This window comes from Citrobacter freundii complex sp. CFNIH2 (assembly GCF_002880615.1).
GTDB classification, from domain to species: domain Bacteria; phylum Pseudomonadota; class Gammaproteobacteria; order Enterobacterales; family Enterobacteriaceae; genus Citrobacter_A; species Citrobacter_A amalonaticus_F.
In genome coordinates this window covers 1656783-1676470 of sequence record NZ_CP025757.1, presented here as the reverse complement: position 1 = coordinate 1676470, position 19688 = coordinate 1656783, and the positions used below count along the sequence as shown (strand labels likewise).

19 protein-coding genes are annotated in these 19688 nt (G+C 53.9%); 11 read left to right on the top strand and 8 right to left on the bottom strand.

The window, feature by feature from the left end:
• Positions 1-139: 139 nt before the first annotated feature.
• Positions 140-886 (top strand): MipA/OmpV family protein, encoded by a 747-nt coding sequence (locus tag WM46_RS08355; protein WP_061077283.1) that lies wholly within the window; start codon positions 140-142, stop codon positions 884-886.
• Between the two features lie 90 nt (positions 887-976).
• Positions 977-1831, top strand: coding sequence for an aldo/keto reductase (locus WM46_RS08350; RefSeq protein WP_102601988.1), 855 nt, complete (start codon positions 977-979; stop codon positions 1829-1831).
• A gap of 118 nt (positions 1832-1949) precedes the next feature.
• Here WM46_RS08350 and WM46_RS08345 read toward each other — a convergent pair whose 3' ends face one another.
• The gene (locus WM46_RS08345; protein ID WP_102601987.1) at positions 1950-2834 is read right to left on the bottom strand and encodes a D-hexose-6-phosphate mutarotase; all 885 of its coding nucleotides are present in this window, start codon (positions 2832-2834) and stop codon (positions 1950-1952) included.
• 85 nt (positions 2835-2919) lie between these two features.
• Positions 2920-3915, bottom strand: a complete 996-nt coding sequence (gapA, locus tag WM46_RS08340) for a glyceraldehyde-3-phosphate dehydrogenase (protein WP_042319484.1) — start codon at positions 3913-3915, stop codon at positions 2920-2922.
• Between the two features lie 343 nt (positions 3916-4258).
• On the opposite strand from gapA, the gene msrB reads away from it, so the two are divergent.
• From msrB to WM46_RS08325, 3 genes are all read left to right on the top strand, one after another.
• A complete protein-coding gene (msrB, locus tag WM46_RS08335; RefSeq protein WP_061078024.1) occupies positions 4259-4672 on the top strand; it encodes a peptide-methionine (R)-S-oxide reductase MsrB in 414 nt (137 codons plus the stop codon).
• A 41-nt stretch (positions 4673-4713) separates the two neighbouring features.
• The gene (locus tag WM46_RS08330) at positions 4714-4989 is read left to right on the top strand and encodes a YeaC family protein (protein ID WP_102601986.1); all 276 of its coding nucleotides are present in this window, start codon (positions 4714-4716) and stop codon (positions 4987-4989) included.
• Positions 4990-5083: 94 nt separating this feature from the next.
• Entirely contained in the window at positions 5084-5605 is a 522-nt protein-coding gene (locus tag WM46_RS08325) for a ClbS/DfsB family four-helix bundle protein (protein ID WP_102601985.1), read from the top strand.
• A 94-nt stretch (positions 5606-5699) separates the two neighbouring features.
• Here WM46_RS08325 and yajD read toward each other — a convergent pair whose 3' ends face one another.
• The 5 genes from yajD to sppA form a co-directional block, all read right to left on the bottom strand.
• The gene (gene yajD / locus WM46_RS08320) at positions 5700-6044 is read right to left on the bottom strand and encodes an HNH nuclease YajD (protein ID WP_042319478.1); all 345 of its coding nucleotides are present in this window, start codon (positions 6042-6044) and stop codon (positions 5700-5702) included.
• A gap of 164 nt (positions 6045-6208) precedes the next feature.
• Complete coding sequence (locus WM46_RS08315) at positions 6209-7462, bottom strand: glycoside hydrolase family 18 protein (RefSeq protein ID WP_102601984.1); 1254 nt, start codon at positions 7460-7462, stop codon at positions 6209-6211.
• Positions 7463-7645: 183 nt separating this feature from the next.
• On the bottom strand, positions 7646-8287 hold the full coding sequence (pncA, locus tag WM46_RS08310; RefSeq protein ID WP_102601983.1) for a bifunctional nicotinamidase/pyrazinamidase: 642 nt from the start codon (positions 8285-8287) through the stop codon (positions 7646-7648).
• 10 nt (positions 8288-8297) lie between these two features.
• Entirely contained in the window at positions 8298-9314 is a 1017-nt protein-coding gene (ansA, locus tag WM46_RS08305) for an asparaginase (RefSeq protein ID WP_102601982.1), read from the bottom strand.
• A 57-nt stretch (positions 9315-9371) separates the two neighbouring features.
• A complete protein-coding gene (gene sppA / locus WM46_RS08300; RefSeq protein WP_102601981.1) occupies positions 9372-11228 on the bottom strand; it encodes a signal peptide peptidase SppA in 1857 nt (618 codons plus the stop codon).
• Positions 11229-11393: 165 nt separating this feature from the next.
• On the opposite strand from sppA, the gene WM46_RS08290 reads away from it, so the two are divergent.
• On the top strand, positions 11394-11945 hold the full coding sequence (locus WM46_RS08290) for an NAD(P)H nitroreductase (protein WP_102601980.1): 552 nt from the start codon (positions 11394-11396) through the stop codon (positions 11943-11945).
• Between the two features lie 16 nt (positions 11946-11961).
• Here WM46_RS08290 and WM46_RS08285 read toward each other — a convergent pair whose 3' ends face one another.
• Positions 11962-13200 carry an anaerobic sulfatase maturase gene (locus WM46_RS08285; RefSeq protein WP_102601979.1) on the bottom strand — a complete coding sequence of 413 codons (1239 nt, stop codon included), beginning with the start codon at positions 13198-13200 and terminating at the stop codon, positions 11962-11964.
• A gap of 156 nt (positions 13201-13356) precedes the next feature.
• Between WM46_RS08285 and WM46_RS08280 the strand changes: the two genes are divergently transcribed.
• The 5 genes from WM46_RS08280 to selD all read left to right on the top strand — a co-directional run bounded on the left by WM46_RS08280 (position 13357) and on the right by selD (position 19685).
• On the top strand, positions 13357-14895 hold the full coding sequence (locus tag WM46_RS08280) for a PTS transporter subunit EIIC (protein WP_102601978.1): 1539 nt from the start codon (positions 13357-13359) through the stop codon (positions 14893-14895).
• Between the two features lie 14 nt (positions 14896-14909).
• Positions 14910-16643, top strand: a complete 1734-nt coding sequence (locus WM46_RS08275; protein ID WP_102601977.1) for a sulfatase — start codon at positions 14910-14912, stop codon at positions 16641-16643.
• A gap of 13 nt (positions 16644-16656) precedes the next feature.
• The gene (locus WM46_RS08270; protein WP_102601976.1) at positions 16657-17520 is read left to right on the top strand and encodes an aldose epimerase; all 864 of its coding nucleotides are present in this window, start codon (positions 16657-16659) and stop codon (positions 17518-17520) included.
• A gap of 55 nt (positions 17521-17575) precedes the next feature.
• Entirely contained in the window at positions 17576-18457 is an 882-nt protein-coding gene (locus WM46_RS08265; RefSeq protein ID WP_102601975.1) for a MurR/RpiR family transcriptional regulator, read from the top strand.
• 184 nt (positions 18458-18641) lie between these two features.
• Positions 18642-19685 carry a selenide, water dikinase SelD gene (gene selD, locus WM46_RS08260; protein WP_061077294.1) on the top strand — a complete coding sequence of 348 codons (1044 nt, stop codon included), beginning with the start codon at positions 18642-18644 and terminating at the stop codon, positions 19683-19685.
• The last annotated feature ends 3 nt before the right edge of the window (positions 19686-19688 follow it).

The following is a 19688-nucleotide window of genomic DNA, read 5'->3' as shown; positions in this document are numbered from 1 at the left end:
CCCCACTGTAAGCAGAGCGTCATCTCAGCCTGCAAAATTAGACGGTTACATTCTTTCATTAATTTGTAAAATGGTTGGGTTGTAACGTATTGGCGGTTACACTTTCGCCGCTGAACATTTGAATAAGGAAAGATGGATTGTGACCAAACTCAAACTTCTGGCACTTGGCGTGTTAATCGCATCGTCAGCTACCGTGGCGCACGCTGAAAGCAACCTGACGCTTGGCGCTGGCGTTGGTGTGGTTGAACACCCATATAAAGATTACGACGCGGATGTTTATCCGGTTCCGGTGATTAATTACGAAGGCGACAACTTCTGGTTCCATGGTCTGGGTGGTGGATACTACCTGTGGAACGACACCGCAGATAAGTTATCGATCACCGCCTACTGGTCCCCGATGTATTTCAAACCGGGTGACAGCGACGATCGTCAGATGCGTCGTCTTGATAAGCGTAAGAGCACCATGATGGCGGGTTTATCGTACGTTCATAATACCGAATACGGTTTCCTGCGTACCACGCTCGCCGGGGATACGCTGGACAACAGCAACGGCATCGTCTGGGATCTGGCCTGGTTGTACCGCTATACCAACGGCGGCCTGACCCTGACACCGGGTATCGGTGTGGAGTGGAACAGTGAAAACCAGAACGACTACTACTACGGCGTGTCACGTAAAGAGTCCGCTCGCAGTGGTATGCGTGGTTATAACCCGGACGACAGCTGGAATCCGTATCTGGAACTGAGCGCGAACTACAATTTCCTCGGTGACTGGAGCGTTTACGGTGTTGCACGCTACACGCGTCTGTCTGATGAAATTACCGACAGCCCGATGGTGGACAAATCCTGGACTGGCCTGATTTCAACCGGGATCACCTATAAGTTCTGATTGTGCATTATCACAGTGCAATCTGTGCATCAAAACAGGGCGCTTGCGCCCTGTTTTGCTTTACGGTGGTGCACAACAAAGGAGAATGTGATGACAGATAAACAGGTTGTCTTCGCCGGTGACGTTGTTCTGCCTGCGATCGGGCAGGGGACATGGTACATGGGGGAAAATGCCGGTCACCGCCGGGCGGAAGTGTCTGCACTTCGCGCGGGCGTGGAACTGGGGTTGACGCTCATCGATACCGCTGAAATGTATGCCGATGGCGGCGCGGAAGAGGTGGTTGGTGAGGCGCTGAACGGAGTGCGTGAACGCGTGTTCCTGGTGTCGAAGGTCTACCCGTGGAACGCGGGTGGGCAAAAGGCGATCACCGCCTGCGAGGCCAGTCTGCGTCGTCTGAAAACCGACTATCTGGATCTCTATTTATTGCACTGGTCAGGCAATTTCTCCTTTGCCGAGACGGTCGAAGCAATGGAAACCCTGATTGCTCAGGGCAAAATTTGTCGCTGGGGGGTGTCCAATCTTGACGTCGACGATATGCAGGCGCTGTGGCAGATCCCGGGCGGCAGGCAGTGCGCGACCAATCAGGTGCTGTATCATCTGGCTTCACGCGGCATTGAATACGATTTGTTACCGTGGTGTCAGCAACATCACCTCCCCGTAATGGCTTACAGCCCGTTGGCGCAGGCCGGGCGTTTACGCAGCGGTTTACTGAATCATCCGGTGGTCAATGAGATTGCGCATGCGCACAATGCATCGGCAGCGCAGATCCTGCTGGCATGGGTCATCAGTCATCACGGAGTGATGGCGATTCCGAAAGCGGCAAGCGTGGAACATGTGCAGCAAAATGCGGCGGCGCTGGGCATGACGCTTTCCGCTCAGGAACTCGCCGCACTGGATAAGGCGTATCCCGCGCCGAGAGGCAAAACGGCGCTGGATATGGTGTGATGAGATCCGGTTTTGACCCGCAGGCCAGATAAGATGCGCATGCATCGCCATCCGGCAAACAATGCCTGATGGCGACTGACGCTTTATCCGGCCTGTGATGTCTCAACCGCAATCATTCTTAGCGCTTCGCAACGCGAATGGTTTGCGCCAGGCGGGAAGGTTTTTCTTCGGTGGTCTTCTGTGCGGCGGTGGCATACGCCGTTTCCACGCACACAAAGGTTTTGTAGCCATCGTCCGGCATATCGCCCATGCTCACAGACAGCGCCGGGCCAGGGTTCCAGCCAACCACGTTGAGGTGGTGATGGTGCACAACGTCGATGTTGCGGTTCAGTGCGCCATCGTGAATCACGCTGCAGGCTTCCGGGTTCAGGTAAACACGGTCGGTACGATCCGGGAAGGTCTGTACGCCGTCAGACAGTACATCTTCTTTGGCGTTGTTCACTTTATCGATGAAGCGATCGCCCAGACCGCTGACTTTCACCGCCGCGATATCGCCAACGTTGAAATAGGTATGCAGCGCGGAGGTCGTTTCAAATTCACCGTGCGCTTCCAGTTCAATCTCGCAGGTTTTGCCCACTTTAAAGCGCGCCAGCAGGGTGAAATCATGCGGCCACAGTTTCAGTGTCTCTTCATTGCTTTGCAGTTCAAACGTCAGCACTGCGCCGTTGTCGTCTTCATTATGGGCTTTCAGCGTCCACGACAGGTTACGGGCAAAGCCGTGAGAGGGCAGTCCTTGCTGTGCCGCCGGACCAAACCACGGCCAGCAAATCGGCACGCCGCCGCGCAGCGCGACGCCATTTTTAAACGGTGTATTGTTGCTCAGCCACAGAATCTCTTCTTCTCCGGCTGGTTTCCAGGAGAGCAGGTGCGCGCCCTGTAACGCGAAAGACGCTTTTACCTGCGGGTGGTCGACGACGATCAGGTCCAGCTCGTCGAGCTGACGGCGGGAGAGGACAGGGGTAATGTGTTCGATTACCGGAAGTGCAAAAATTTTATTAATCATGATGCAATCCTTGATTCAACCGTAGCGAAAAGCCATAAAAAAAGGCGACCGAAGTCGCCTTTTTGGATCAGTTTCTCATCTCAACTTATTTGGAGATGTGAGCGATCAGGTCCAGAACTTTGTTGGAGTAACCCGTTTCGTTGTCGTACCAGGAAACCAGTTTCACGAAGTTGTCGTTCAGAGCGATACCCGCTTTAGCATCGAACACGGAAGTGCAAACTTCGCCGTTGAAATCGGTAGATACAACGTCGTCTTCGGTGTAGCCCAGAACGCCTTTCATCGGGCCTTCGGAAGCGGCTTTGATAGCTTTCTTAATGTCTTCGTAAGAAGCGGCTTTTTCCAGACGAACGGTCAGGTCAACAACGGATACGTTCGGAGTTGGAACGCGGAACGCCATACCAGTCAGTTTGCCATTCAGTTCTGGCAGAACTTTACCTACCGCTTTAGCCGCGCCGGTAGAGGATGGGATGATGTTTTGAGCTGCGCCACGGCCGCCGCGCCAGTCTTTGTGAGACGGGCCATCAACGGTTTTCTGAGTAGCGGTGGTTGCGTGAACAGTGGTCATCAGACCTTCGATGATGCCGAAGTTGTCGTTGATCACTTTTGCCAGCGGAGCCAGGCAGTTGGTGGTGCAGGATGCGTTGGAAACGATGTCCTGGCCAGCATATTTGTCAAAGTTAGCGCCTTTAACAAACATCGGGGTGTCATCTTTAGACGGACCAGTCAGTACGACTTTTTTCGCGCCAGCAGTGATGTGCTTACGAGCAGTCTCGTCGGTCAGGAAGATACCGGTCGCTTCAGCCACTACGTCAACACCAACTTCGTCCCATTTCAGGTTAGCCGGATCGCGTTCAGCGGTAACACGGATTTTTTTACCGTTAACGATCAGATGACCGTCTTTCACTTCAACGGTACCGTCAAAACGGCCGTGAGTGGAGTCATATTTCAGCATGTAAGCCATGTATTCAGCGTCTAACAGGTCGTTGATTGCAACGATCTCGATGTCAGAACGTTTCTGAGCAGCACGGAAAACAATGCGACCGATACGGCCAAAACCGTTGATACCTACTTTGATAGTCATATATTCCACCAGCTATTTGTTAGTGAATAAAAGGTTGCCTGTAAAATTACAAAAACCTTACGCAGCGTCAAGCGGAATCGTGTCAATCATTGCGACAAATCAATCCTCTGTACAAGCTTTGCACGGCTGACTCGCCTCACTCTTCCATTGGGCTTGAAACCACATGGGGGCGGCGCCCCGAATTTTAAAGGGCAACTGAGATAAAAATGTGATTTGCATCACGATTCGCAAGCTGCCATTTCGCAAGGATCAAGTTTAGAACAAAAGTCTGCACTGAGGTGTTAATGTTTTGTTAGAATCTGTCGCGCAATGTCAGCGTCATGAAAAGTGAGATGTGAGCAAAATGGCGAACAAACCTTCTGCAGAAGATCTGAAAAAAAACCTGTCTGAAATGCAGTTCTACGTGACGCAGAATCACGGCACAGAACCGCCATTTACCGGGCAGTTGCTGCATAACAAGCGTGACGGCGTTTATCACTGTTTGATCTGCGATGCGCCGTTGTTTACCTCCCAGTCCAAATACGATTCCGGCTGCGGTTGGCCCAGCTTTTACGAGCCGGTAAGTGAAGAGTCGATCCGTTATATCAAGGACTTTTCACACGGTATGCAACGCATTGAAATTCGCTGTGGAAACTGCGATGCGCATCTGGGGCACGTCTTCCCCGATGGCCCGCAACCCACCGGCGAACGTTACTGCGTCAATTCAGCTTCTCTGAGCTTCATTGACGACGAAAACGGTGACCAGACGAAAGGTTGAAAAAACGATTCAGCAAATTATTCCATAGGAGCGGACTTATCATGAATCTTGATGAGATAGTTAACAGCATGACGCCGGAAGTGTATCAGCGTTTATCCACCGCCGTTGAACTGGGAAAATGGCCGGATGGCGTCGCGCTGACCCCGGAGCAAAAAGAGAACAGTCTGCAACTGGTGATGCTCTGGCAGGCGCGCCACAATACGGATGCGCAACATATGACGATCGACACCAATGGGCAGATGGTGATGAAGAGCAAACAGCAGTTGAAAGTGGATTTCGGCATTACGCCAGAACCGATTGCGACGTTCAAATCCTGATAGCCTGTCGTGACGAATGGGATATTATTGTCCGTATTTGATCGTCACGTCGGGTCGTCATGGTATCTCGCGTAAAAATGAGAGGGAACTTGTTATGGGTGTACCGCAAACGAAATCTGAATTGCTTTATGCCATTGAGAAAAATTTTGGCAAGTTGACCGACTGTTTTACAGCGATCCCGCCAGAGCAGACTTCAGATAAGACAATGGAAGGGCACGCAAAGGGCACGCAGATGAGCGTGTGTAACCTTGTTGCCTATCTGCTCGGATGGCATACCCTGGTCATCAAATGGATCACGCGCGAGTCGCAAGGATTGCCGGTCGATTTTCCGGAAACAGGATATCAGTGGAATCAATTGGGTCTACTGGCGCAGAAATTTTATGCAGATTATCGTGACCTGGATTACTCAGCATTACTCATTGAACTGCAATCTGCAAAAGATGAGATCATTCAATTGATTAATGCCAGGACGGATCATGAATTGTATGATTCACCGTGGTACGGCAAATGGACGATGGGGCGAATGATCTCGCTGAACACGTCATCGCCTTATGTGAATGCCTCAGGGCGACTACGCAAGTGGGCAAAAAATAAGTCTCAGCTCACGCCGCTCTGATGCCATTTCACTGCTGCGCGGTATGTCTTTGCTGCCAACAGGGATACAGGCCCGATACGCGTAGCGCGTCGGGCACTGATCATCAGGTCGCGGATTATTTTTTGTTCAACATGGCTTTCAGATCGGCGAAAGGGTTGTATGTGGCTTCGCCGACGCTCTTTTGCGCATCCTCGCCCGCGACCACCGTAGAGCCATACTGGTCGGCTTCCGTATATTTGGAATGCTCATGATCGTGGCAGTACAGGCACAACATCTCCCAGTTGCTGCCATCTTCTGGGTTATTGGAATGATCGTGATCGATATGGTGCACCGTCAGTTCGCGAAGGTTTGAGTAAACAAACTCGCGGGAGCAGCGGCCGCAGACCCACGGGAAGAGTTTCAGCGCCTTTTCCCGGTAGCCAACTTCCAGACGGGCGTAATTTTTAGGGATAAAAGCCATACAATCCCATGCCTCCAGTTGAAAATGAAACGTGGCGTCAAACGCTGACGCAACGGGTTGGGCCATCATAACCGATCCCGTTTCGTGTGACACATCTCATCCCACCGGTTCCGAAAAAAATGCCCCATGCGGACGCACAGGGCATTTTCAGTCAAGGACGGTGCTTAGTGCGTAATGTCTAAGGATTCCGCCAGTTGCTTCGCGAGCTGGTTATTGTCGTCCGCGCCGTACTCCCAGAACATCGCTCCCGCCAGTCCGCGCTTCTTGATGTAATCCGCTTTGATTGCCACCGAGCGGGGATTCTCATACGAGAGGGCAAACAGCGGTTTACCGTCAGCCGACTGAACGGACAGCCATGGTACTTTCGCCTGATCGTCCCAGTGCTCGGTAAACCGTTTCTGCGGATCGTTCAGGAACGTTTTGACGATGTCGTTATATTTCACGTAGGTGTCTTTGGTCAGATCGACACCCAGTGATTTAAACAGCGCGATTTCCTGCTCGCCAAAGTAGGGTTGCGTGACGGGATTTTTTTGCGCGTCCGGTTTTGTCCAGTCAATTCCGGGCTCTACAGAACGTTTGGGAACGCGGCCATAAAAACCAATCCCCAGATTCATCTGTCGGGGCTTCAGCCCGGCGGCCAGGTAGTTGTTGACCACAAAGTCGACGCTGTATTTATCGGCCGCCGTGACGGTTGGCCAGTCTTTAGAATCATACAGGTTGGCGTTGAAATACTGCGTTCCGTAGGCCATGTCATAGGTCATCAGATTGATGTAATCGAGCAGCGGTGCAATCGCCTTCACATCCACCCAGCTTTTCGGACTTTCCGCATTGGCCCCGACGGCAATGGTCACCAGTTTCTGATTGCCGACTGCCTGACGCAGTTCTTTCAGCAGCAGTGTGAAGTTCTCGCGGTCGGCAGGCTGACTGGCGACCAGTCCCCAGGCGCCGTTAACCGGATATTCCCAGTCCAGATCGATACCGTCGAGACCGTATTTCTGCATAACCTCCATCGCGGACTGGATAAACACGGCGCGTGTCTCGGGCGTTGCGGCAGCGCCAGAGAATCCGCGCGCGCCCCAGCCGCCAACAGAAAGCAGGACTTTCAGCTGTGGGTTCTGTTTACGCAGTACCGGGATCAGGGCAAGGTCAGATTCCACTTTTGGCGACAGCCAGATCTGATGCAATTTCGCCGGATCTTTCAGCGCGGCGTGGGTTTCGTCTTTCTCAGCGTTGTAAATCAGGCCGAATGAGTAGTTAAGGTGGGTAATCTGGCGGACATCCAGGGTGTTGATATCGCCGCCGGGTCCGGCGGTAACATCTCCGCCGCCGTTGAAGTAGCCGACGGACATCATGGAACTGGCGGACGCGACAGATGCGCAAAGCAAGGGTAATGCTGCCAACAATGGCAAACGTTTCATAGCTAATCCTCTTTGACATTAAAAATCAAAAGCAAACACGCCACGGAAATGGCGTGGCGAAAAAACAGCCATCCAAGCGTAGCACCTGTGCAGAGTCACTGCCGGTTTGAGTTCATTTTATGTGACGGAAGGGAAAAGATTTTTTCGCCGGATGACAAGGCAGGCTGTCACCCGGCGGGAGGTTTAGCGCTGAGTTTCTTCCCAGTCAGCGAGGGTATACAACGTAGCGCCTGCCGCTGCCATCTCCATGAAGGCATGGGCACTGTCCTGTGGCTGAATGTTCACGCCGCGACAGCCGTCGGTAATGACATTCACCGTATAACCCAGTTGCAACGCATCCAGCACCGTAAACTTGACGCAATAGTCGGTCGCCAGTCCCATGACGATCAGCGCATTCACGTCATGCTGGCGAAGCCACGCATCCAGCCCGGTTTTCTGCCGGCGTCCATTATCAAAAAAGGCGCTATAGCTGTCGACCCGCGGGTTCTCTCCCTTATGAAAAACGGCCTCTATCGCCTTGCGGTTCAGCAACGGATGAAACGCCGCGCCGTCGGTCTCCTGCACGCAGTGATCGGGCCAGAAGGTTTGCGCCAGACCGTCCAGTGTCCCCTGGCTGTAGGGCTGGGCCTGATGCTGACTGGCGAAACTGCCGTGATTCGCAGGGTGCCAGTCCTGGCTTGCGATTACCGCATCGCCACGGGTCTGGCACCAGGTAATCAGCTGGTTTGCGATATCAACGGTGCTGTCGCCCTCCGGGACCGCCAGCGCGCCGCCGGCGCAGAAATCGTTTTGTAAATCGACCAGTAATAGCGCACGGTGTGTCATCAGATCCTCCTCAGTCGTCCGGCGTGAGTTCGCCACGCAGGTTTTGCGTCATCGCTTTGCGAATTGCATCCGTATCCAGCCCTTTGCTGAGCAGATAATGCAGTTTGGTCAGGGTGGCTTCAACGGTCATATCCGCACCGCCAATGACGCCAGCATGCGCAAGGGCATTGCCGGTGGCATAGCCGCCCATGTTCACTTTCCCTGACATGCACTGCGTGAGGTTCACAACCACGATGCCGCGCTTGCTGGCTTCGCTAAGCTCTTTCAGGAACTCTTTATTCTGCGGCGCATTACCGACGCCATAAGAACGCAGAATCAGCGCTTTTACCGGCTGGCGCAGGAAGTTGCGCACCACATCGGCAGAGATTCCTGGATAAATGGTGACGACCCCAATGGGTTGAGGCGTGATCGGATGAACAATCAGTTCACCTTCACTACGGGGCGCCGGTGGCGTCCCCAGACGGCGGATGTGGATACCCGCTTCGAGCAGCGGCTGGAGGTTAGGGGAGGCGAAAGCGTTAAAGCCGTCAGCATGCGCCTTTGTCGTGCGGTTGCCGCGAAACAGACGGTTGTTAAAGAACAGGGTAACTTCGTTGATCGGATAATTTGCCGCGACGTAAAGCGCGTTGAGCAGATTGATTTGTCCGTCAGAACGCAGCTCCGCCAATGGAATTTGTGACCCTGTCACAATCACCGGTTTACCCAGATTCTCCAGCATGAACGAGAGCGCAGAAGCAGTAAACGCCATGGTGTCGGTGCCGTGCAGGATCACAAAACCATCGTACTCATCGTAATGGGTTTTGATGTCATCGGCGATATGCTGCCAGTCCTCCGGCGTCATATCTGACGAATCCATCAGCGGGGCATATTCATGAATAGTGAAGTCGGGCATTTCAGGACGATGGAATTCAGGCATCAGCGCCAGCTGGCGCTGAAGATGTCCGGAGACCGGGATGTAACCCTGTTCGGAGCGCTGCATACCAATGGTCCCGCCGGTATAGGCAACGTAAATCGATTTCTTCTGCATGGCTAGTATCTTGTTGCTCAGAGAAAACGCCCTCTTCGCAGGAAGAGGGCTTGAGGATTAACGCACGTTCGCGCAGGTCAGACAGAACGCATAACGGTTTTGCGGATCGTTGAACGCGGCGAGCTTATCGCTTTCCGCTTTGACCGTACTGGCCGCTGAGGCCAGCGGCGCAGGAAGCATCGCCTGAATCGCCTGCGGCAGCATGGCGCGGACAGAACCTGACATGCCGTCCATGATCATATCGAAGAAGGTCGGCTCATCCTGATAATAGTCGATATGCCATTCTTTGAGTTTCGCCAGTTCAGCCGCTTTAGCCACCGCATCGTCGAAGTCGCCCAGGCTGTCGACCAGACCGTTCGCTTTCGCGTCCTGACCGGTCCAGACGTGGCCCTGCGCGATTTTATCAATCTGCTCAGGCGTGGATTTACGCGCCTGCGCCACCAGAGTGATAAAGCGCTTATAGCCATTCTCAATGCTCAGTTGCATCATCTGCTGCGCTTCCGGCGGCAGGGCTTTGGTCAGTGAAATATCAGCCAGCGGTGACGTCGCGACGCCGTCGGTGTGTACGCCAATCGAATCAAGGCTGTTCTCAACGGTGTTAATCACACCGAAGATGCCAATTGAACCGGTCAGCGTGCTTGGGTTGGCCACAATGTAACTCGCCGGTGTTGAGATCCAGTAACCGCCAGAAGCGGCCATTCCGCCCATCGATACGACCACCGGTTTACCAGCAGCACGTGCGGCGGCCAGTTCCGAACGAATCACTTCCGACGCCGTCACGCTGCCGCCAGGGCTGTTGACGCGCAGAACAATGGCTTTCACTTTTGGATCCAGACGCGCATCGCGAATTTGCGAGGCGGTGGTATCCCCGCCGACGTTCCCCGGTGTTTCTTCACCATCCATGATAGCGCCGTTGGCAAAGACCACGCCGATGGAGCTACCCGTATCCGCAGGCGGATTGAGCGTATAGTCGTAGTAGCTGATCGCGCGATAGTTATTTTCGGCTTTGCTCCAGCCAAACTGTTTCGTCAGCGCTTTTTCCACTTCGGCGCTGGAAAGCAGCGCGTCGACCAGCTTGCTGTCGAGCGCATACTTCGCCGTATCGCCATCGGCTTTTGTCAGCGCATCCAGAACGCCCTGAGCGCCAGGGAAGACTTGCTCAGCCGGGATTTGACGGTTGGCGGCAATGGTATTCAGGTAGTTCTGCCACAGCTCGCCAATCCAGCGGCTGTCCGCTTCCCGCGCCGCAGGCGACATGTCGTCACGAATAAACGGCTCGACGGCAGATTTGTAGGTGCCCACGCGGAACACATGGGTAGACACTTTCAGCTTATCCAGCAGGGATTTGTAATACAGTCCGTTAGTGGCAAAGCCGTGGATATCAACGGAACCCTGCGGTGAGAGCCAGATTTTATTGGCGAAGCTGGCGAGGTAATACTGACCCTGACTAAAGTTATCGCCGACGGCATAGACCGGCTTACCGCTGTCGCGGAATTCACGCAGCGCTTTACCGATATACTGCATTGACGGCTGATCGGCGCCGGCGAAGTTCTTCAGGTCCATCACAATACCGGTGATATTGCGATCGTCTTTGGCCTGACGAATGGTATTGACGATATCGAACAGGGAGTTTTCCTGTAAGCGGTCGGAACTGGCGCCCAGCAGTTGACGGCTGAGAACGCCAAGACGACTGGTACTGGACGGTTTATCGACGATCACCCCGGAAATATCTAACATCAGGGCACCGCGACCGACTTTATCGCTGGTGTTATTACTGCTGACCTGCATCCAGATCCCGACACTCACCAGGACCAGGAAGATAAAGAACAGGTTAAGCACCATCTCGCGGACAAAATTAAGCAGTCGCCACGTCCATTTAAAAAAACCGGCAATGAATCGCCACAGGGTTCGCATGTATTCTCCCTACCGTTACCAATACTACACCTGAGTCAGGCGTATGAGATGTGGCTATCCTAATGACCCTGCCGTCTCTTGTCAGCAGGAATCACCGTCGGCGCTGTAACAAAATCTGCTCTCGTGTTAATTTTGTGAATATTCACCCTGACAGGAGTTAACCAAATGGATGCACTTGAATTACTTGTTAACCGCCGTAGCGCCTCTCGCCTGGCCGAGCCTGCACCTGCCGGTGAGCAACTGCAAAATATTCTCCGTGCGGGCATGCGTGCGCCGGATCATAAGACCCTGCAACCGTGGCACTTCTTCGTTATTGAAGGCGAAGGGCGCGAACGCTTCAGCGCGGTGCTGGAAAAGGGGGCGATTGCCGCCGGAAGCGATGAAAAAGGGATCGAAAAAGCGCGTAGCGCACCGTTTCGCGCGCCGCTTATCATCACCGTGGTCGCGAAATGCGATGAAAATCATAAGGTCCCGGTCTGGGAGCAGGAAATGTCCGCGGGTTGCGCGGTGATGGCGATGCAAATGGCGGCCATCGCACAGGGCTTTGGCGGGATCTGGCGTAGCGGAGCATTAACCGACAGTCCGGTGGTGCGCGACGCGTTTGACTGTCGCCCGCACGACAAGATCGTTGGTTTCCTCTACCTCGGTACCCCACAACTGAAAGCCTCAACCACCATCAGCGTGCCGGATACCGCGCCTTTCGTCAGCTATTTCTGAGGGTGCAACCTGACCGTTATTGTGCCTTTCCCGGGAACATCGCTTCCCGGGCGGCAATACCCGGTGCGGCTTGCATGACGGCCGCTGGTGGCTGCTGGTGCTGAATTTGTTCCGCCATAAATCGCATGTAAGGATTCATGTGGCTGAAAATGGCTTTATAACCCGCGCAAAGGTGATTGTGCCAGCGTTCGCCGCTTTTATGGATTCGATGTTTCGGGCAACCGCCATGACAGGCAAACCGCCACTCGCAGCGCTCGCACGCTGCCGCAACCTGTGTTTTCGCCATGCCGAATTTACGCTGTTGCTTGCTGGCCGCCATTTTTGCCAGGCTATCACGACGTAAATTACCCAGTCGATGTTCCGGATAAACATAGTGATCGCAACTGTAGACATCGCCATTCTGCTCGACGACCAGGCCAAATCCGCAGGAAGATTGCATCACGCAAAGTGATGGTTTTTCCCCAAGCCAGGCGGCAAGTGCGCTGTCAAACAACTGCACGAAGACCCGACCCACATCTTCTCTGACCCACAGGTCAAAAACGCCGTTAATAAAACGTCCCCATTGTTCACCAGAGACCGACCATTCGGTGACATTACGTCCTGCAAGGGATTGTGGGTAGAGCAGTTCGCCATACTTTTCATTCACTGCGCGTTGCTCGACGGCTGGAATAAACTGCACGAATTCCGCACCCAGATCACGGGTCAGAAAACGGTAAATCTCCTGTGGATGTTCTGCCGTGACGTTATTCACCACGGTGAGGACGTTCACGGCAACGTGGTGCTGACGTAAAAGTGACATAGCGGCGATCACTTTGTTAAAGACAGAGTGCCCGCTGCGGGTTTTACGCCAGGTGTCGTGCAGCCAGGCTGGACCGTCAATGGATAATCCCACCAAAAAATCATGCTTTGCCAGGAATCGCGCCCATTCTGCATCAATCAACACGCCGTTCGTTTGCAGGCTGTTGCGGATGCGTTTACCGCCCGCGTATTTCTTTTGTAACTGCAACGCCTTCTCGTAAAAGGGGATTCCGGCCAGTGTCGGCTCGCCACCTTGCCAGGTGAACTCGACTTCTGGCCCAGGGTTAGCCTCAATGTACTGGCGTACATAGGCTTCCAGCGTGACATCATTCATATGCCGTGAGCTTTTCTCTGGCTTAAGCGTACCCTGATCCTTTTCCAGGTAAAAACAGTAGTCGCAGGCAATGTTGCACTGGTAGCTCACGGGTTTCGCCATCAGGTGAAAAGGACGGTTCATAGAGACTCCAGACGGATGTTGGGTTGAATTTTAGTGAGATTGCTCACTTTTTTGACATTGCGTTTTGACTTTATGTCGTAACGATCGAAATATAAATTTCACTAAAATAAATATACATGAAATATAAATTACATTGCACCCACATCAGAGGTCTTTATGAGCAAATTGTTTGCTGGAGCACAAAACCTGGGTAAGTCGTTCATGCTGCCGATTGCCGTCCTGCCTGCCGCGGGTTTGCTGTTGGGGTTTGGCGGCGTGTTTACCAACCCGGTGACGCTGTCTACTTATCCGGTTCTGAACAATGACCTGCTGCAGGCCATTTTTACCGTTATGAAACTCTGCGGTAGCGTGGTTTTTGACAATCTGGCGCTGTTGTTTGCCGTGGGCATCGCGGTAGGGATGGCGCGAAGTGATAAAGGTACCGCCGGGCTTGCCGCCGTACTCTGTTTTATTGTGATGAATAAAGCCATCAACGCCTGCTTGCTGCTGTCAGGGACACTGGCGACGGACAATCTGGCGGCTGCCGGTCAGGCCAGCGTCATGGGCATCACCACGCTGCAAACGGGGGTGATGGGCGGGATCATGAGCGGGTTGCTGGCATACTGGGTGCAAAAGCGCTTTGGTAAGACAGAACTACCTAATCTGCTGGCTTTTTTCAGCGGTTCGCGCTTCGTGCCGATTGTCAGCTCGTTTTTCGCTATCTTTCTCGGCGTTGCGCTGTTCTGGGTCTGGCCGCATATTCAGGTGGGGATCACCCATCTCGGCGGGCTGGTAGAAAAAACCGGATATGTTGGCACGCTGTTCTACGGCATGATCCTCAAGTGCCTCATTCCACTCGGTCTCCATCATCTGTTCTATCTGCCGTTCTGGTTAACCAGCGTGGGCGGAGAAACGGTCGTCAACGGGCATCTGGTGGAAGGGACACAGAAAATCTTTTTCGCCCAACTGGCCGATCCGTCCGTGACACAATACTACATTGGCGTGTCGCGCTTTATGGCCGGGCGCTTTGCCGACTTTATGTTTGGGTTACCGGGTGCGGCGCTGGCTATCTATCACTCCGCACGTCCTGAGAATCGCAAAAAAGTGGCGAGCCTGATGCTTTCCGCGGCGTTGACCGCCTTTGTTACCGGCATCACGGAACCGCTGGAATTCGCCTTTATGTTCTGTGCGCCGTTACTATATGGCGTTCATATCGTGCTGACCGGCGTCGCCTTCATGCTGACGCATATTCTGCAAATCACCGTAGGCCAAACCTTCTCTGGCGGTTTAATTGATTTCCTCTTATTTGGCGTGTTGCAGGGCAATGCCAAAACCAACTGGATGCTGATGCTGCCGCTGGGCGCAGTAATGTTCTGTCTTTACTACTTCTCGTTCCGCTTCCTGATTAACTGGCGTCAGTTGAAAACACCGGGGCGTGAGGATGACGCGCAAGAAACTCCGGATGTCACTGTCACGGGTAACAACCGCGCGGCGGGCATTGTTCAGGCATTAGGCGGGCGAGAAAACATCGTTGACGTCGATTGTTGCGCCACACGACTTCGCGTCACCGTCAAAGATCCCCAGTCCGTTGTCGTTGATGCGTTCAAACAGCTCGGCAGTCGCGGTGCGTTTATTCGGGGCGAGGGTGTTCAGGTAGTCTACGGCCCGCATGTCACCCTGATTAAAAACGAAGTTGAAGAATTTATTGGTTCATAAAGAAGAGACGTCTTATGAAAGCTGTCATGTTGATGTTCGATACGCTGACCCGTCATCACCTTGCGCCGTACGGCGGGGATGCCATCACGCCGAATTTTACTCGCCTGGCGCGAGAATCCGCGCAGTTTGATAATTTTTACGTCGGCAGCATGCCGTGCATGCCTGCGCGACGCGAACTGCATACCGGGCGTTATAACTTTTTGCATCGTAGTTGGGGGCCGCTGGAGCCGTTCGACTTCTCGGCGTTCCAGGCGCTGCACCAGGCGGGCGTTCACACGCATCTGGTGACCGATCACAAACATTACTGGCGCGACGGCGGGGCAACGTATCATCCACGCTACTCTACCTTTGAGTTCATTCGTGGGCAGGAAGGCGACTGCTGGAAAGGACAGGTGGATAAACCGCCGATCCGCTGGCAGGGAATGGAGGATGAAGAGACATTTCGTCGTCGCAGCGGGCGTATGACCCAGGATCTCATCAACCGTGCCGCCATGCCGACGCAGGAGGAACACTTCACTCACCGAACGATCGGCGCGGGTATTGAGTTTCTCGAAACCAACCAGCATCAGGATAACTGGCTGTTGCAGATTGAGTGCTTCGATCCTCATGAACCGTTTTTCATGCCGGAGAAATATCTGGCGCAGTACGGCTGCAAGCCAGAAGAGTTTGACGGCTGGGTGCCGTATTACTGCGGTGCGCCGGGTAGCGCGGACGATGACAAAGTCAGAAAGTTCTATCAGGCATTGATCACCATGTGCGATGACTATCTCGGTCAGGTGATGGATAAACTGAAGGCCCTGGATTTGTGGGATGACACGCTGTTCATCGTCTGCACCGATCACGGTTTCCTGCTCGGTGAACACGACTGGTGGGGCAAAAACATCATGCCGGTGTACAACGAAATCGCCAATACGCCGTTTTTTATTCGCGATCCGCGTGTTAAGGCCGAGGGCGTCAGGCGTAGCGCACTGGCGCAGACTATTGATATTCCCGCGACGCTGCTGGAGTATTTTGGTTTGCCGTTACCCTCATCCATGACCGGTAAACCGTTACGTCCGGCCGTTGAGAATGATGCACCGGTGCGTGATTATGCGTTGTACGGCTATTTCGGCGGACACATCAACATCACGGATGGCAACGCGGTGTATATGCGCTGTCCGCGTGAAAAGGGCAACGCGGGACTGTATGAATACACCCTGATGCCAGCGCGAATCGACAGCATGTTCAAACCCGGTGAACTGAAGAATATTCGCATTCATCCGGGCTTTGATTTTACCCAGGGCGCGCAGGTGATGCAGATCCCGGCGACGTTCGGTTATCTCAACCCCTGGCGCTTTGGCGATAAGCTTTTCGATCTTCGCCACGATCCGCAGCAAAAACATGTTCTGCACGACTGCGAGCGCGCGTTTCATCTGGCGCAGGCGATGAAACAACGGATGCAGGAGCATGACGCACCGCCGGAACTGTACCAACGTTTCGAACTTGATGAACTCTCCGCCGCCCGCGAACAGGCTTTTGTACAGCGCAGAAATAAGGGCGATTACCGTTGTGAAAATCCTGGCGTGCAAGACGCGCTGGGTTTTGTATTGGCGGCGTTTTCTGAATCGGCTCACCTGGTGCTGAAACCCTATACCGCTGACCACCTGTTTACTGAAGGCGATATTTTTGCGCTTATCGATAAGCATTTTTCCGGCGATCGCCATAAAGCGCTTATCTACCAGACCCGACTGTTGCTAAGAACGGAATAAAAGGGAGAGGCCGATGTCGCAATGGCAACTGGAAAATCGGCGTTTTCACGTTGATATCAACGCAACTGGCGGGGAACTGGTTCGCATCTGGGATCGGCAGCAAAACGTCGAACGGCTGTGGCGAGCCACGTCCGGCATCTGGAATAACAGCGCAACGCAGCTGTTTCCGGTTGTCGGGCGTTTGATCCACAAAGGGCTGTGGGAAGGTGAACATTTTTATGCTCTGCCTGACCACGGTTTCTTGCGTCATCAGACGTTTACCTGCCTGGCGCAAAAACCTGATAGCCTGCTGATTGAAGCGAAGGCGACACTGCAAACGCTCGCCGTCTGGCCCTGGCAATGGCGAATTCAGACGGCACTCACGCTACACAATGAGGGCATCAGCGTTTCTCAGCAGGTGTTTAATGATGATGTCCGTCCGTTCTGGTTTTCCCTCGGCTGGCATCCCGGATTTTCCATACCGATCACGCGGTCTGGCTGGCAAGTCGAATTTGCCAACAAACCGGTTCACGGGCCGTTTTATACTCGCGGCAGAACGCTTGCCATCCCTGAAGATCCACCTGAGACGCGGCGTTTTCCCTTAACCGCAGACGGTTTTACTTCCGGAGCCGTTTATTTTGGCCATTGTCAGGAACAGCGGGTTATTGTGCGTTCTCCGGAGGGACGAATCGCGTTGACGCTCGATACCGGTCAACAGACGTGGCTGGCGCTGTGGGGCGTACCCGGTTGCGATCTGTTGTGCATTGAGCCGCTGTCGGGGACGACGGACGATCCTGATTTTTCCGGCGAGGTGACGCGCAAACGCGGAATGCAGTCTCTGGCTCCCGGAGAATGTCAGCATTTTGAAACCCGTGTCTGTTTTGCTGTGGACGAGTGAAGAGGGGATTGCCAGAATATGGCAATACTTTTCGCGACAACGGCAGGACGTCATCATGAGTGTGAATCGGGACAATGTGCGGGTCTACATCAGTAATGTGATGGGAGGGCTGGGGGAGACAGACCAGCAAATCGCGCAGTTTATCCTTCAGCAACCGGCGCAGGTTGCTCAAATGCCTGTCAGCAAACTGGCGCAGGCCGTGCAACTGAGCGAAGCCACCATTGTGCGCTTTTGCAAAAAAATCGGTTACACCGGCTTGCTGGAGCTTAAAAGCGCCCTGAAGCGTGAGCTGCTTGAAGAAAGCGAGCAGACGTTGCCGGTCTCTCCGGATATTTTTCTTGATGACTCACGTAAAGATGTCGCGCAGAAGATTGCGATGACAGCGGAAACAACGCTGAAAGAAACCATTGATCTGTTGGATATGCGGGTGGTGAATCCCGTCGTGCAACAGCTTCTGACGGCCAGCCGGGTTTTATTTGTCGGCTTTGGCGCCTCTGGCCTCGCCGCCATGGAGGCGCGCGACAAAATGAACCGACAGGGTATCGACTCGGAAGCCTACACGGACCGTTTCACCATGACGCTAAAACTGGCGAATCTGAAGCCGCAGGATCTGGTGGTGGCATTCTCGCATTCCGGGGAAACGCCTGAGGTTGTCAATGCGTTCACGCTGGCGAAAAAGGCTGGCGCGCAGTGCCTGGCGATCACCCATAGCCCGCATTCGCCGCTGACCGAAATGGCTGACCGCTATCTGTTGACCTGCGGCAGCGCCGGCCCCTGGCAGGGAGACTCTATTGCGACGCGCATCTCGCAACTGTTTATCATTGAGTTTCTGTGCACGGAAATCACGCGGCACAATTTTAAAGACAGCGCATCGACGGGATTGTCGATCAAAGAATTACTGATAAAAGAAAGAATTAAACGTGAGTCAACGGGATGATACGACGCTAATCAGCAAGGATTGGGCGCAAAGGTGAAAAAAACCGCCGTCGGGATGGATTTATAGCCCGGCTGAGCCCTTTCTGCATAGATTATGAGCAACAATACGTGATTTAAGACACTCTCTCTTATCACTTCATGGAATGAGCGCTACCATAGCCTGATTGCAATGACAGGAGATGTCCATGAGCGAGCATGCTATTCGTTTAACACAGTACAGCCACGGAGCGGGTTGCGGTTGTAAAATTTCCCCGAAAGTGCTGGAAACCATCCTGCACAGTGAGCAGGCGAAGTTTGTCGACCCGAACCTGCTTGTGGGAAATGAAACCCGCGACGACGCGGCGGTGTACGATCTGGGCAATGGTACCAGCGTCATCAGTACCACCGACTTCTTTATGCCGATTGTCGATAATCCGTTTGATTTTGGCCGCATTGCGGCGACCAACGCCATTAGCGATATTTTCGCTATGGGCGGCAAACCGATTATGGCGATCGCGATCCTCGGCTGGCCTATCAGCAAACTGTCGCCGGAAATCGCTCGCGAAGTGACTGAAGGCGGACGCTTTGCCTGTCGTCAGGCGGGCATTGCGCTGGCGGGCGGCCATTCGATTGACGCGCCGGAGCCGATCTTCGGTCTGGCCGTGACCGGTATTGTCCCCACTGAGCGGGTGAAGAAAAACAGCACCGCCGAGGCCGGTTGTAAACTGTTCCTGACCAAACCGCTAGGCATCGGCGTGTTGACCACCGCAGAGAAAAAATCGCTGCTGAAACCTGAACATCAGGGGCTGGCGACGGAAGTCATGTGCCGGATGAACATTGCCGGGGCGTCATTTGCCAACATCGACGGCGTGAAAGCGATGACCGATGTGACCGGTTTTGGTCTGCTGGGCCACCTCAGCGAGATGTGCCAGGGTGCAGGCGTACAGGCGCGAATCTGCTACCAGGACATCCCTAAACTGCCGGGCGTGGAAGAGTACATCCGCCTGGGCGCCGTACCGGGCGGCACCGAGCGTAACTTTGCCAGCTACGGCCACCTGATGGGGGAAATGCCGCAGGCGGTGCGCTCCCTGCTTTGCGATCCGCAAACCTCCGGCGGCCTGCTGCTGGCGGTAACGCCAGAGGCCGAAGCAGAAGTGAAAGCCACCGCCGCCGAATTTGGTATCGATCTGACGGCGATTGGTGAACTGGTTGACGCCCGTGGCGGTCGCGCCATGGTTGAGATCCGTTAATCC

Bases quoted from the DNA above. Each gene is read 5' to 3' on its own strand.
- WM46_RS08350 (WP_102601988.1), top strand. From the start codon at position 977: ATGACAGATAAACAGGTTGTCTTCGCCGGTGACGTTGTTCTGCCTGCG.
- WM46_RS08345 (WP_102601987.1), bottom strand. From the start codon at position 2,834: ATGATTAATAAAATTTTTGCACTTCCGGTAATCGAACACATTACCCCT.
- gapA (WP_042319484.1), bottom strand. From the start codon at position 3,915: ATGACTATCAAAGTAGGTATCAACGGTTTTGGCCGTATCGGTCGCATT.
- msrB (WP_061078024.1), top strand. From the start codon at position 4,259: ATGGCGAACAAACCTTCTGCAGAAGATCTGAAAAAAAACCTGTCTGAA.
- WM46_RS08330 (WP_102601986.1), top strand. From the start codon at position 4,714: ATGAATCTTGATGAGATAGTTAACAGCATGACGCCGGAAGTGTATCAG.
- WM46_RS08325 (WP_102601985.1), top strand. From the start codon at position 5,084: ATGGGTGTACCGCAAACGAAATCTGAATTGCTTTATGCCATTGAGAAA.
- yajD (WP_042319478.1), bottom strand. From the start codon at position 6,044: ATGGCTTTTATCCCTAAAAATTACGCCCGTCTGGAAGTTGGCTACCGG.
- WM46_RS08315 (WP_102601984.1), bottom strand. From the start codon at position 7,462: ATGAAACGTTTGCCATTGTTGGCAGCATTACCCTTGCTTTGCGCATCT.
- pncA (WP_102601983.1), bottom strand. From the start codon at position 8,287: ATGACACACCGTGCGCTATTACTGGTCGATTTACAAAACGATTTCTGC.
- ansA (WP_102601982.1), bottom strand. From the start codon at position 9,314: ATGCAGAAGAAATCGATTTACGTTGCCTATACCGGCGGGACCATTGGT.
- sppA (WP_102601981.1), bottom strand. From the start codon at position 11,228: ATGCGAACCCTGTGGCGATTCATTGCCGGTTTTTTTAAATGGACGTGG.
- WM46_RS08290 (WP_102601980.1), top strand. From the start codon at position 11,394: ATGGATGCACTTGAATTACTTGTTAACCGCCGTAGCGCCTCTCGCCTG.
- WM46_RS08285 (WP_102601979.1), bottom strand. From the start codon at position 13,200: ATGAACCGTCCTTTTCACCTGATGGCGAAACCCGTGAGCTACCAGTGC.
- WM46_RS08280 (WP_102601978.1), top strand. From the start codon at position 13,357: ATGAGCAAATTGTTTGCTGGAGCACAAAACCTGGGTAAGTCGTTCATG.
- WM46_RS08275 (WP_102601977.1), top strand. From the start codon at position 14,910: ATGAAAGCTGTCATGTTGATGTTCGATACGCTGACCCGTCATCACCTT.
- WM46_RS08270 (WP_102601976.1), top strand. From the start codon at position 16,657: ATGTCGCAATGGCAACTGGAAAATCGGCGTTTTCACGTTGATATCAAC.
- WM46_RS08265 (WP_102601975.1), top strand. From the start codon at position 17,576: ATGAGTGTGAATCGGGACAATGTGCGGGTCTACATCAGTAATGTGATG.
- selD (WP_061077294.1), top strand. From the start codon at position 18,642: ATGAGCGAGCATGCTATTCGTTTAACACAGTACAGCCACGGAGCGGGT.